Annotated in this window: 10 protein-coding genes; 3 read left to right on the top strand and 7 right to left on the bottom strand. The window is 47.7% G+C overall.

Annotation, left to right across the window (positions count from 1 at the left end; all coding sequences use genetic code 11):
- Positions 1 to 87 precede the first annotated feature (87 nt).
- Positions 88 to 642 (top strand): PadR family transcriptional regulator, encoded by a 555-nt coding sequence (locus tag ACM0OZ_RS38995; RefSeq protein WP_414588218.1) that lies wholly within the window; start codon positions 88 to 90, stop codon positions 640 to 642.
- A 41-nt stretch (positions 643 to 683) separates the two neighbouring features.
- On the opposite strand, the gene ACM0OZ_RS39000 is transcribed toward ACM0OZ_RS38995, so the two are convergent.
- The 7 genes from ACM0OZ_RS39000 to ACM0OZ_RS39030 all read right to left on the bottom strand — a co-directional run bounded on the left by ACM0OZ_RS39000 (position 684) and on the right by ACM0OZ_RS39030 (position 12,226).
- Positions 684 to 977, bottom strand: coding sequence for a pirin family protein (locus ACM0OZ_RS39000; RefSeq protein WP_414588219.1), 294 nt, complete (start codon positions 975 to 977; stop codon positions 684 to 686).
- Between the two features lie 232 nt (positions 978 to 1,209).
- A complete protein-coding gene (locus tag ACM0OZ_RS39005; protein ID WP_414588220.1) occupies positions 1,210 to 1,692 on the bottom strand; it encodes a nuclear transport factor 2 family protein in 483 nt (160 codons plus the stop codon).
- Between the two features lie 106 nt (positions 1,693 to 1,798).
- A complete protein-coding gene (locus ACM0OZ_RS39010) occupies positions 1,799 to 3,310 on the bottom strand; it encodes a GMC family oxidoreductase (protein ID WP_414588221.1) in 1,512 nt (503 codons plus the stop codon).
- A gap of 4 nt (positions 3,311 to 3,314) precedes the next feature.
- Entirely contained in the window at positions 3,315 to 3,485 is a 171-nt protein-coding gene (locus tag ACM0OZ_RS39015; protein WP_414588222.1) for a hypothetical protein, read from the bottom strand.
- Positions 3,486 to 3,727: 242 nt separating this feature from the next.
- Entirely contained in the window at positions 3,728 to 4,351 is a 624-nt protein-coding gene (locus tag ACM0OZ_RS39020; RefSeq protein ID WP_414588223.1) for a response regulator, read from the bottom strand.
- A complete protein-coding gene (locus ACM0OZ_RS39025) occupies positions 4,348 to 11,427 on the bottom strand; it encodes a PAS domain S-box protein (RefSeq protein WP_414588224.1) in 7,080 nt (2,359 codons plus the stop codon). Before ACM0OZ_RS39025 ends, ACM0OZ_RS39020 begins: the two co-directional genes overlap by 4 nt.
- Positions 11,428 to 11,812: 385 nt before the next feature.
- A complete protein-coding gene (locus tag ACM0OZ_RS39030; RefSeq protein ID WP_414588225.1) occupies positions 11,813 to 12,226 on the bottom strand; it encodes a hypothetical protein in 414 nt (137 codons plus the stop codon).
- 149 nt (positions 12,227 to 12,375) lie between these two features.
- On the opposite strand from ACM0OZ_RS39030, the gene ACM0OZ_RS39035 reads away from it, so the two are divergent.
- Both ACM0OZ_RS39035 and ACM0OZ_RS39040 read left to right on the top strand, forming a co-directional pair.
- Complete coding sequence (locus tag ACM0OZ_RS39035; protein WP_414588226.1) at positions 12,376 to 12,603, top strand: helix-turn-helix transcriptional regulator; 228 nt, start codon at positions 12,376 to 12,378, stop codon at positions 12,601 to 12,603.
- A 487-nt stretch (positions 12,604 to 13,090) separates the two neighbouring features.
- Complete coding sequence (locus ACM0OZ_RS39040; RefSeq protein ID WP_414588227.1) at positions 13,091 to 13,579, top strand: transposase; 489 nt, start codon at positions 13,091 to 13,093, stop codon at positions 13,577 to 13,579.
- Positions 13,580 to 13,864 lie beyond the last annotated feature (285 nt).

Below are 13,864 nucleotides of genomic sequence, written 5' to 3' on the forward strand. Positions count from 1 at the left end.
CTATATATGATTAATCATATATTAGCATAGAAAGATATAAATTCTATGGGTAGGGCTTGTCCTCCCTGTTCGTTCGGTAAACCGCCTATGTCTCTTGCCCATGTGATTCTGGGTCTGCTCCAGCAACAGGAGCGGACCGGCTACGACCTCAAAACCGAGTGCTTTGACGATTGCATTTCCCATCTGTGGCCAGCAGATCAGGCACAGATTTATCGGACTTTGGACAAACTGGAGTCACAGGGGTGGATTACCTGTACCGTCGAGATTCAGCACGATCGCCCTAATCGCAAGGTTTACCGGATTACTGAAGCAGGTGAAGCAGAGTTAACCCACTGGCTCCAGACGCATCATCCGTTGCCCGTGTTGCGAGAGCCGTTGCTGGCGCAACTCTATTTTGCGGCTCAGTTGCCTAATGAGGCGATCGTGTATCTGCTAGAGCAGGAACTGGAAGCACGGCAAGAAAAGCTAGCCCAGTGTGAGGCGATCGAGACTCTATCTTTGAGTAATCCGACTGCATCGCGTGAACAAAAACTGCATCGACTGGTTTTGGACTTAGTGAAGCAACGGGAACAGACTTATTTAGATTGGTTGGAAAAGGCGATACGTGCTATGCACACGCTGCGCGATCGCAACAATCCGTAGCCAATCAACGTAAATTCCTTTGAATATATTGCGATGGAAAGTCAACAGAAATTCAAGCATTGGCTACGACGCATGGAGACGGAGAGGTATGTCATCTGCGCCAGTGCGTTGATAGGGCTTTTCGCCTCGCCATAGCGCCCGCGCAGTGCCCGCGCAGGCCCTTCCTGCGGCACGTCGGACGGAGCCAGGTAGATGCTTTGCGCAGGCGTGTTTTCTTCCGCAGCGGGCAAGGCGATCCAGAGCTGGAAGCCTTTAACCTGCGTGTCGCCAACGGGGGTGCCTGAGTGCCACACGCCGTTTCCTGCCTTCATCCATTCAACACCGCCAGCCGCCAAAACGCCTTGCTAACCGGTCGTGTCCACATAGCGAAAGTTACCCTGAGTCATGAACGTCAGCGTCGCGCAGTCGATATGGGTTAGATATTGCATCTCGTGTCCTTCAAGGCGGTGAAGACCGCCGCAAATATAAAATGAAATGGTTGAGGAAGCACTGCTCGTGCTCACAGTGCACCAAATGAGCCTTCGTTGTCTGAATTTGAGACTCATTTGGCAATCTCCTTTTGCGACCTCAGAACTTTGCGCCGCGCATGGCGGCCATGAACGCCATCGGGTCCCAGTACTCGCGGTAGGTGACGATTAGCCCGTTCTTGAACGTGACAAACGTGGCGTAGCTCATTTCATAGGGGTTGCCGTTACTGATCACCCGGCCTGAGACGCTCCATTCGGCAATAGCCATGTTGGGGTCATCGGTAGAGTTGATCTTCAGCGTGGGAGTCCGCTGCACGTCAATGACGCTGGGATAGTTCTTCAAATACTCGTAGATAGCCGCTCGGCCCACCAGCTTTCTGGACGCCACGTCGGGCGCGAAGGGGAATTCGACGACGACGTTTTCGTCGCAGAGTTCAGCCCAGCCCTTAATATCTTTGGCTAGGAAAGTGTCCAGACTGCGCTTCAGCAATTGCGCTGCGGTCAGACCCTTGCTAGCCTCTTGCGTGTGTGCGGGTGCGGCGGTGGCGAGCGTGACGTCGCTTGTGAGATGATCTTGTTTCATGTGATTGTGTCCAAGTTGGGGTTGATGATGTTGACTTGCCCCTGCGGCAAATCTCAGAGCTATCGCTCTTTTGGGCGGGGTTGCTTTCACTGATTGCGTACTTCTCTTAGGCCATCCGGGCAGCGATGCTTTCGGCCAGCATCATGGTCGGGAAAGCCGTTGCGACGGAGGGCACGTCAGGCCAGATCGAGGCATCGACGACTCGCAGGCTCTTGACGCCACGAACGTGCCCGTCAATATCCACCACGGCCCCGGCATCGCGCGGTCCGCCCATGGGTACAGTGGAGGTCGGATGCTGATAGCTCTGCACAGAGGTCGCGAGCGCGGCGTTGATCGAAGCGCGGTCGCTCTTTGCCGCGCCCGGCGCCAGTTCTGCACCCACCATATCGGCAAAAGGCTGCTGACGCGCAATGTTCCGGATGACTTCGACACCATCGACCAATCGCTCGCGGTCACCGCTGTCCGTCAGGAAGCCGAGATCGATGATGGGCGCAGCATAGGGATCGCGGCTGGCGATGGTGAGGGAACCCACGGAACGCGGTCTCACGAGCGCAGCGAACAGCAGGAATATCGCGCCGTCGGAAGTCTGCCCATCGTCGGGCAGGGTCGCGGTGCTGATGTTCAGATCTGCCTCGCCGTTCGTCGCGTGGTTGGATGCCGTCCACAGCATTGCGCCGATGGGTGGATACGGAAGGCCTACTGCTTCCTTGCGAATCGACCAGACGGTCGGGACCATCGGGTGATCCTGTAGACGGCGACCGACCGGCAGCTCGGACACGACCGGGATGTCAAGGCCTCGCAGCACCTCAGAGGGGCCAATGCCGGAACGCATCAGGATCGCCGGGCTGACATAGGTGCCCGCTGAAAGGATGATTTCACCGGCTAGGATGATCGCCCCGCCAGCCAGTCGGACGCCTTGCGCCTGGCCATGCTCCACTAACACGGCATCGACCAGCGTCTCGTCGCGGATGGTCAGATTAGGTCGGGCGCGCACCGCATCGCCCAACAAGGTCATTCCTGTGTTAAGCCTCACACCCATGCGGGTATTCATCACATAGGGACCAACGCCCAGCGGCTGCCCCGTCGTAAAACCCGATGTGCGCTGGTAGCCCGCAGCCAGTGCCGACGCGATGAAGTCGCGATGCTGGTCAGACACTTCTTCATCGCCGAGCTGGTGGATGGGGACGCAGCCGTCGCGGCCGTCGCCGCCAGTGCCGGAGGTACGCTCCAGCGAACGATAGAAGGCCTGCGAGCTTTGCCAGTTCAAGGCGTCGAGGTCATGCGCCTTGGCCCAGCGATCGTGGTCGTATTTCGGCACCCGCATCGCCACTGCACCGTTGATGGCAGACGAGCCACCCAGCACCTTGCCGCGGTTGAGCTGAAGCCTTCTGCCCAGCACGCCAGGCTCGCTGTAAAAGCCCCAGTCGTGCTGCGGATCGCCACCCACTAGGTCCTGGCGGCGGACTGGGTCGGGATAGGCGTTTGGGGGATAGGCCTTGCCCGCTTCGATCAGCAAGACACGGCGAGATGGATCAGCACTCAGGCGATTGGCCAGCACTGCGCCGGCGGATCCGCCACCGACGATGATGACGTCAAACATTGTTTGATTTCCTTTCATTTCATTACTCCTGTAAGGTCTTCTCCGCACGGCACATGCCGCGCATTGGGGTGGCATTGGCGCGGAGGACTGGGAGTTCAATGTCACGCACAAGTTGGAAGAGTCCGCTTTGATGATCAATCAGCAGCAGCACGCTGTCATTGGGATCGATCATTGTGTCAATGATGTTGCTCATGGGTTTGTCTCCTTTTTCATTCAAATTCAGTCAATGTCGTTTTTTCCTAGCTATCTGGGGCGTGGCCAGCTCTAGTACTCAGCTTCTTTCACAATAAGTTCAATATAGGAGATCACCTTCAAGCTGTCGTCTATAGTGAGTTAAAAGTTTGACAGTAGAAATTGATAGAGTAATCGTTCCATCGCAAAGTAGAAGGCCGACTCTAACTTAAGTTAGACTCTCAACTCGATCGAAAGTACACCCTATAAACTGACAATGCCGCGCTTAACGGCAACAATCACCGCTTGAGTGCGATCGCTCACATCCAACTTATTCAAAATCCGATTGACATGAGATTTGACAGTGCCTTCACTGATACTCAAAGCAGCCGCAATATCGGCATTGCTCATTCCCTGCGCCAGTGAGCCGAGTACTTCTAGTTCTCGTTCACTCAGTTCTGGATTGCTGAGGCGCTGTACCAACTTTGCTCCCACATCGGGCGGAATATACTTCTGACCCCGATGAACGGTACGAATCGCATTCAGAAGCTCCTCAGGTTCAGTTTCTTTCAACAGATATCCTTTTGCGCCTGCCTGCAATCCCCGATAAATATCTTCGTCACTATCATACGTGGTCAGTACAATAATCCGAGCAGATTTAGCAGTAGCACGAATTGCACCGATGGCGGCAACTCCTTCCACTTCCGGCATTCGCAGATCCATGAGTGTGACATCCGGTTGGTGTTCCCCAAATAGAGCGATCGCTTGTTCCCCATTTTCGGCTTGGGCAATCACCTGCATATCTGGGTCACGATTAATAATCGTGGCTAATCCTTGCCGAAAAATAGCATGATCGTCTGCAATGAGAACCCGAATGGCTTGGCTCATTGTGATGCCTCCCGATCGACGGTAACAATCATCTCTGTTCCTTCTCCAGGTTGACTCCGAATCGTGAGTTGTGCACCGATGCGCTCTGCTCGTTCGCTCATGCCGAGTAAGCCAAACCCCTCAGAGGATGGAATACTCCCAACTCCAAAGCCCTGTCCATTGTCTCTCACGCGCAAGCAAAACTGATCGCGATCGTAGACTAGCTCCACTCGAATTTCGTCAGCATTGGCGTGTCTAATCGCATTGGTTAATGCTTCCTGCCCCATCCGCAATAGATTACTCTCGACTTCAGCAGGTAGAGAATACGCTGCACCCTCAATCTCATAATATAAGGTGGTGTCAGTTGCAGTAGCCCTGAGTTGAGCGACGAGACGATGTAGAGCGCTCTGTAAACTGCCCTCCTCCAAAAGCTGAGGACGGAGCGCGACGACCGATCGCCGCGCTTCACACAGTCCAGTTCGCGCCAATTCTTTGATCAGATCCAGGTGTGCCTGAGTTGCTTCTACATCATCCGTTAGCACCTGTTTTGCAGCTCCCACCTGAGCCAGAATGCCTGTAAACGCCTGAGCGAGTGTGTCGTGAATTTCACGCGCCATGCGGTTGCGTTCTTCCAAAATCGAGGCTGCTTCTGCTTGCTTTTGCAGCGTAATATCTCGCGACAACCAAATCACCTGTTCGTGCCGAATCGGGGCAATGCGAGCCGAAAACCAGATTTCTCGTCCAGCTATCCACTTGCTGTATTCAACTGTGAGTACTTGTTGGGTTCTCAGCACCTGCTGAATGTAACTCAGGAATTCATCAGCTTGTTCCTTAGCATAAAGTTGATGCAGTGTTTTACCAATATACTCCTCCTCATCCAACTCTCCATAGGACGGATTTCCTTCGATTGCACAGATCAATTGCCCTTCAGCAGTGAAGATACACAGCGGATCGGGAATGGCTGAAAAGAGCGCTCGCAGTTCTGCTTCAGAGGCTTGCAATGCTGCTTCTGCCTGTTTGCGATCGCTAATATCCGCAACTACCCCTTCGATGTATTCATCGGTTGCATTCAAATAAGAAGAGAAAAGTCCCCAAAACAATGTCCCATCTCGTTTTCGCATCTGGACTTCAAAGCTTCGCAGTTCCCCATCCCGCTTCAGCAACTCAATGGCTTGTTGGCGATCGCCCTGATTGACATAGTAGCCTGTAGTGTGTTCCAGCCCGATAATCTCCTCTGGTGAATCAAAGCCAAACAGATCGGCAAAGCGTTGATTGGCATTGAGAATTAATCCATCACAGGTGCGGGTTCGGTAGATGCCAACCTGCGAGTTTTCAAAGATATTGCGGAACTTGGTTTCACTACGTTGTAATGCTTCTTCTGCGTCTTTACGCTGGGTGATGTCATGTCCAACCGATAAAATTTCAACTAAATCTCCCTGTTCGTTCAAAATCGCTTGATTTGACCAGGCAACCCAAACTCGCCGACCATCTCGACATAGATTTTCATTCTCGGTTTGCAGGTAAGTTTCAGGGTTGCGAAGTAATTCTTGGACAAAGGGTTTGAGATCGCGTCCGGAGCGTTCGGTTTCGGGAATGATCGTTTCGAGTAGGGTACGCCCTAGAATCTGGTGCTCTTCATAGCCAAAGAATTTCAGCCCATAATCGTTCATGTATCGAATTCGCCCCTGTGTATCGAATCGATCGATGATTGAATTCGCGGTTTTTACCAAGTTGCGATAATCTGCTTCACTTTGCCGTAATGCGGCTTCTGCCTGTTTGCGATCGCTAATATCTGCAATTACCCCTTCCATACATCCATCGGCTGCATTCAGACGAGTAGAGCAAAGTCCCCAAAATAGCGTGCCATCTCGTTTTTGCAGTTGCACTTCAAAGTTTTGCAGTTCACCATCACGCTTCAGCAATTCAATAGCTTGCTGGCGATCGCTGGGATTCACATAACAGTCTGTAGTGTGTTTCAGCCCAATCACCTCCTCTGGTGAATCAAAGCCAAACAGATCTGTAAAGCGTTGATTGGCATCAAGGATTAATCCATCACCGATGCGGGTTCGGTAGATGCCAACCTGTGAGTTTTCAAAGATCGTTCGGAACTTGGCTTCACTGCGTTGTAATGCCTCTTCTGCTTGTCTACGCTGGGTGGTGTCATTGCCAACCGATAAGATTTCAACGACCTCTCCCTGTTCATTGAAGATGGCTTGATTTGACCAAACAACCCAAACTCGCCGACCGTCTCGACACAGATTTTCACCCTCGCCTTGCGGGTACGATTGAGGATTACGAAGTAAATCATGGACAAAGGGTTTGACATCGCGCCCAGAGATTTCGATGTCTGGAATGATCGTTTCAAATAAGGTTCGCCCTACAATCTCATGTTCTTCATAGCCCAGGAGTTTTACCCCATAATCGTTGATGTACCGAATCCGTCCTTGCGTGTCATAGCAAATGATGACAGAATTCGCGGTTTGCAGCAGGTTGCGATAATTCGCTTCACTTTGTCTGAATGCGGCTTCGGTTTGTTGACGTTCAGCGATCTCCTGCTGCAAGGCTTGAGTTCGCTCTTCTACGTTCCTTTCCAGTGTTTCGGCATAGTCTGCTAACTGTTCATACAACCGAGCATTCTCCAGTGAAATTGCTGCCTGAACCATCAACAGTTTGAGGACTTGTAAGCGATCGCTAGTAAATACTCCGGTACTGAGATTGTTCTCTAGATAAAGGATGCCGATCGGCTGATTTTGCTTGACAATGGGCATACACAGGAGCGATCGCGTCTGTTGCTTTTGAATGTAAGGATCAGTTGAAAAAGGCGGTTCGCTGACTGCATCATCAAACACTAAAGTTTCTTGAGTACGTTCTACCGAGCGAATGACGGAGACAGAAATCGTTGCACAGTCAGCAACAGCAAGCTTTTCTAGGTCACATTGTCTACTTCCGCTGCATTGAGCCATCACAGTGAGTTGATCCTCTTCCAGGAGAACCAGAGCGCCAGTTTCGGCTCCTGCATTTTCGATTACCACCTGCATCAACGTGGCAATTAATTGATCGAGATGGATTATTTCTGAGAGAGCTTGAGCCGCTTTCATCACCGCCGCCAAATCGATCGCCGCAGTGGGATGACGGATCGTTTCATTGGTCACGATTGAATGTGATTGCCGAACTAGGTTGGTGTTGAGGAGTTGTGGATATCGTTTTTCTAAATCTTTAACTTTAGCGGTTGCGCCCCAGCGAGCGTAGCAATAGTGCGCTTCTTTCATGTAGGTCTGAGCAATTTTTTCCCGCCCTCGCGCCAGATAATGTTTAGCCGCTAATTCATAGGCGAGTGCTTCTTCCTGGATATACTCATTTTCAGCAGCGCCTGCGATCGCTCGTTCATAAAACTCTTCAGCCTCAAGAAATTGCCCTAAGACTCGCGCTTTCTCTGCCTCGACTAGATAAAATTTATGTAGATAATTCATGGGAGCATGTTCTGCCCATTTCTGCATTTTTTCTTGGTTGGTGTTAACACAGTTTAGCCAAGCTACTTTTTCAGAGTTTGAAGCATCAGGCGATAGGCTCAAAAGCGCCAGCGAATGATAGAAACAGAATATAGGTAGAACCGTTATTGCTGTCACCTCTTCAAAATCTTGCCTTGCCAAAATAGCAGTCTGTTCAGCTTGATGGTGTTCTTCAAATAGATAACACAACATGACTTTGTGCAAATAGAGTATTTGGATTGCAGTTCCATCTTTAACTGCAATAGCGTGTGATAACGCCTGCTCTTCATTATGTAGCCTACTAACTAAGCGGCTGGAATTCTCAGGCCTATCTTGCAAATTAAGAATAGTCTGCCGCAATATTGCCAGCCAATTCGAGGGACTTTCTCGTCTAATTTGGTCAATCGACTTGCTGTAAACTGCTGTTTTTTGTTCCACTTGGGTGAGTTCCTCTCCAGCAAAAAACGAGTTATAGCACACGTAATATGCAGCATAACCAGCAGTTTCAAAGTCTCCAGTTTCTACTCCATCTTGATAGGCATCAGCCAGCATGGGTATTGTGTTCCTAAAATGCACCTTCCAGTGCATGATATGGACATTCGAAAACATTAAGGTTCTAGCATTTCCTCTGACATTCAATCGTTCTGCCAAACCCAGAGCCAATTTGCCGAACTCATAACCGAATTCAATGTCTTGAACAACTCCACATAGAACAAATCCGTAGCCAGCATAAAACAGTGATGACCAGATAGCATTCCCGTAGTTGATTGATAAATTTACCGTTTTGAACGTAATCAGTATCCACAGTGCTGGTGATACTATGAATGCAACAGACCTCATACTCGCTAGGATTGACATTGCTGCCAGCGGTTCTGGTGCAGTCATCTCTGGTAAATCAATCAAGTCTTTGATTTCTCGTTCAGCGAGTAGTGCAGCCGTTGACTCCAATTCCCTTTGAATATCTGCCTGACTTGGATTTTCTATTAAATCTATTCCCAAGAGCTTTAACGCTTCCAATCCAGTTTTTAGTGCTTCTTTCAGGTTGCCCTGTGACAAATATCCTTGAATTCTGCTATCGTAAGCCTGCACTTTGTCAACCACTGTCTTAGCGCGATCGAGTACCACTTCTACCAACTGTTCCATCTCATCAAAGCAACCATGAAGATATGCTGCTTCTGCTGCTTCTGAGTACAGCGCTAAGGTAAGGTCATACTCACTCTGCCAGCTCTCTGAATTGAGGAGTTTAAGCCCTGTAGTGAAATACTTAAAAGCTGCTTCATAAGCCGTTGCTGCCTTTGCTTTCTGACCTGCCATTAAATTCAATCTGGCAATTTCAGTTCGTTCTGATCGGGCAGTGACTAGCTCAAGTCCTTGATTGAGATGATCGATGATTTCAAACAGCCTATCGGATCGTTGCTCTGGTGAAGTTTTTTCGAGCAAATTGCGACCGATTTGGAGATGAACAACCTGTTTCTGCGATTCATCAATCAAAGCATAAGCCGCTTGCTGAACGCGATCGTGCAAAAACTTGTAGTCTTGAACTAACAAGTTTTCGTCTAATTCAGATAGAGGTTGAATTAATCCAGCATGTATTGCAGCTAGTAAATCTAGAGAAATTACTTTCGGCGATTTTTCACAAGCGATCGCTAACGTTTCTAAATCAAATTCAGATCCAACACAAGCGGCTAAACGAAGAATTTGCCGTGTTTTATTTGGCAATTTATTCAACTGAATCAGCAGCAACTCTACCACATTATCGGTAATATTTTGGGCTTGAATTTGAGCAATATCCCACTGCCAGCTTAACTGTTTCGCATTAAAGATTAACAGATTTTCGCTATACAGCATTCGCAAAAATTCACCGACAAAGAAAGGGTTGCCTTCGGTTTTACGTAACACTAATTGGGCTAAAGAACGAACGGTGTCAATATTGCAACCTAGCGTCTCGGCAATCATTTGGCTCAAAGGTTCGAGCGTTAAGGGTGCTAAGGTAATCTCCTGAAGTACTGCCCCTTGGTTTCGTAGTTCTAAGAGCGTTAATACTAGTGGATGCGTTGGATGCACTTCCGAATCTCGGTAGGCTCCAATCAAAAATAGATATTGTGTCTGCTCGTCAAGTAATAATAGCTCGATTAACTTTAGCGTTGCGGAGTCGATCCACTGCAAATCGTCTAAGAAGATGACCAGGGGATGTTCTTTTGAACAAAACACCCGCACAAAATTTTGAAAGATTCGATTAAAGCGATTTTGAGCTTCAGTTGCTCCAACTTCGGGTACGGGTGGCTGTTTGCCAATAATTAATTCAACTTCAGGAATGACATCAATGATGATTTGCCCATTGCTTCCTAAAGCTGAGAGCAGACGCGATCGCCACTGTTGCACTTGCTCATCCGGTTCCCCCAGAAGTTGCTGCACCAACTTTTGCAGGGCATCCACAATGGCGCTGTAGGGAATATTGCGCCTGAATTGGTCAAATTTACCCGATATGAAATAGCCGTGCTTTGCTGTGATGGGTTTATAAAGTTCTTGCACCAATGTTGTTTTGCCAACGCCAGCGTAACCAGCAACGAGCATGAGTTCGACATTGAATTGAGCATTTTCTATGCCTGACTCTAGTTGACAAATTTCGCCAAACGTCTCTTTTCTAGCCACTCTGTCAAACGCCGCCAATAATGCTTTAGTCTGGGCTTCTCGTCCATACAGTTTCTGAGGAATGCAAAACTGTTCTGAAACATCTTGCAGTCCCAACGACATGGCGTTGATCTGACCCATTTCTGCCAGTTGTTGAGCGCAGTGTTCTAGATCCGCTTTGATGCCCCAGGCACTTTGATAGCGATCCTCCGCATTTTTCGCCATCAACTTCAAAATTATGCCTGAAATGGGTTTGGGAATCGTGGCGTTCAATTCATGCGGAGGAATCGGCGGTTTGGCAATATGGCAATGAACTAGCGTAAGGATGTCTTGAGTGGGGAACGGTAGCTGTCCAGTTAACAGTTCGTAGAAGGTTACGCCCAGCGAGTAGAAATCGGTGCGATAGTCGAGCCAACGATTCATCCGCCCTGTTTGCTCTGGCGACAGATAGGCAAGCGTGCCTTCTAACACATGGGGACTTTTGAACGTCGGATTGGTGCGGTTAAAGCGGGTGGCAATACCAAAGTCAATAATTTTGACAACGCCAGTATTCGGATTAAGGACGATGTTGCTAGGATTGATATCTTTGTGAATGACTCCAGCAGCATGAATTCTGCCCAAAATATCTGTGATATCGATTGCTAATCGTAAGAAATTGGATAAAGGTATAGGACAAAAGTTTGGTTGCTTGTGCATCCATCTTTCGATAGATTCTCCACCGAAATCTTCCAAGAGAATAACGAGCGTGCGCTGATAGTCTTGCTGACTATATGCTTTGATTACTCCTTCCTCTTTGAGGGAACGGGTAATTTCATATTCCTGCCTATAGCGAATGAGTTCTTGAGGAGAGGGATAATCTTGCTTAAGTAGTTTGACGATGATTGCCCGACCATCCTGCACCCTGATACCCCGGTACACAACAGATGCTGAACTTGAATAGATTTTGCAATGGAAGGCGATCCCAGCTAGAGCAATCATTGAACTCTCTCCCGATCAGTACCATGGGTTGTGTTGCAAAAACTGCAGTACTCCCTTGCCCCTTCGGGGCAGGGAGTAGGGGCAAGGGAGTAGGGAGTAGGGAAAGAACTGCCAAGGCAGAAATGGTTACAAGCCCCGGACGAATAGGGAGGATAGAAGAAAAAGAATTGTGCCCAGAGTACGTAGTACGACGCACAAAGCGTCCTTATTCAATCCCCTGCTTTTAAGCAGGGGTATCCCTACTCCCTACTCCCTACTCCCTACTCCCTCTTGAAAAGCGATTGACTTGACTAAAACTCGCGAGAAGCAACCACTCCAACAAATAGACGGCTGCGCTAAAATATTCCCTTTAGCATAGTAACGCCTTTAACTTGCCCTTTGCAAATTATGTACATGGCTGATAATTTAAAGAATTGTTCGACGGGCAGTGTTGAACGAAGCAAACCGAATTCCAGGTTTTGTTAACCATTTGCTCAATCATGGTATCTGGCTCGATTTGCGCTAAATCCTGGGGCGAGAAAGAACCAAATGCAGCAGCCACCTTGAGGTACTTCTTATCTTCTAAGAGCCAACCATGCTCAGATAAGAGCTTTTTGTACTCTGTGCGCGACCGCTTTTGTTTCTCACTAGCCAGAGCTAATGCGTGACGTAAGATGGTCTCAGTCGCTGCTGGTAGCCCTTGGAAAGAGAAATTTACAAATGGGGCAATTTCTTCGACTTGGGCTTCAAGGTATTTCTCAAATTCTTGTTGGGCGATCACTTGCTCATCAGTTGCGATCGCTCCTTGCAGTTGTGTCATTATTATATTGACCTCGCAAGGGGTTGACGCTAGCCGTTGCGATTCTTCTTGGCAGTTGGACGCGACGGCTTTATGTTACTAATTAATTTTACTTGCGTTATTTTCAATCGTCAACCCGTTGCGGTAAGATAAGAGGGTAAATTACTGCAATGGACATGAAGGAGCTCAGAGAAAGGTTGAATCTAAGAACTGTTGATGTTGCAAGTATTGTTGGTGTTGGAGAATCATCTGTAAGGAACTGGGAAAAAGGGCGTACTATACCCAAACTAAAAATTGACCAAACTGCGGCATTATGTCGGTTATATCAGTGTTCAATTGAAGAATTAGAGTCAGCAGTTAAAGAATCTATGGCTAAAGCTGTGAAGGAGACAATTTAAAGAATTATATTTGAGTTTTTCAAAGGTGTGAAAACTAGTCATTTGCTATGGAAGAACAAAAGCAGCTAAGAAGTTTAATCTTGAGACTGGAGAATTTTATAAATTACTTTATATAAGTAAGTAGGCGAGAAAAAATCAAACTATGTAGAGAAAAGTAAAGCTTGGAAACTAGCTCGTACTAAGCGCTAAAGCGCTAAAGCGCTTACTACATACCTTGAATTATTTACACTGACCTACTTACACCAGAACCTCAATCTATACAAACTGCTATAAATGCTTGTAACAATGCTCATACAGGCTTACATCAGGCTATAGATGAAGTCAAAAAGGGTTCTGTTATCCAAGCAAAGTACCTAGTATCTCGCCAGATCAAGTTCTTAGTTGTTTCATTGACAATACATTAGATTCTTCTGATTCCTTGTGTTAAGCCTGATTGAGATGCTCTTACCGTGCCATTTGGGAGCGAAAAAATTTAATGGTGATTAGCATGGTTTATGACCAAAAAGCTATTTCTGTTTATTTTGATTTTCTCCCCAAATTAGGAAGCAGTAATTTTGATGAGCAAACAAAAATTATTTCTCACATATTACCTTTGTTTAAAGAATACAAAGTAATTGTGTTAGGAGACCGCGAATTTTGTTCTGTAAAATTGGCTAATTGGCTCAGAGAGCAACGGTTACTATTTTGTCTAAGATTAAAAAAGACCGAATTTCTTGAAAAAGAGGATGGTGTTTGGTCAGAGTTAAATAATTTAGGATTAAAGCCAAGGGTTTCTTTATTTATCGAGGGTGTAAAGGTAACTAAAAGACAAAGAATTGACGGTTTTAATATAGCTGCTAAATGGAAACGCAACGCGCAGAGGAATTGCCCCAAAAGAAGGATGGTTTATTCTCACAAACTTGGAGAATTTAGAGTCAGCGTTAGCGAAGCTCCTCCGAAGGAGACTCGCCAGCTACAAAAAAAGATTTGGTATTGAAGAAATGTTCCGTGATTTTAAGAGTGGCGGTTATAATCTAGAGTCAACGTTGGCATACAACTCAATTGTGGCTTTTGATCTCGGATGCGAGACAGCCATTACGACCTATAACGGAAAGGATGTTGAGCAGATATCTAATCCACGTTTTACTCAAAAGACCGAGAACTGCTATAAAACGTGCTTCCAAGGAACTGGAGTTTAGACTAGTTCGCGGTGCGAAACTGCAAACCTTAGAACTAGTAAAAAAGCAATCAAGGATGCGATCGCAAAGTGCTGCTCGCCGAC

Source organism: Scytonema sp. PCC 10023 (genome assembly GCF_963920835.1).
In the GTDB taxonomy this organism is placed as follows: domain Bacteria; phylum Cyanobacteriota; class Cyanobacteriia; order Cyanobacteriales; family Nostocaceae; genus Kalymmatonema.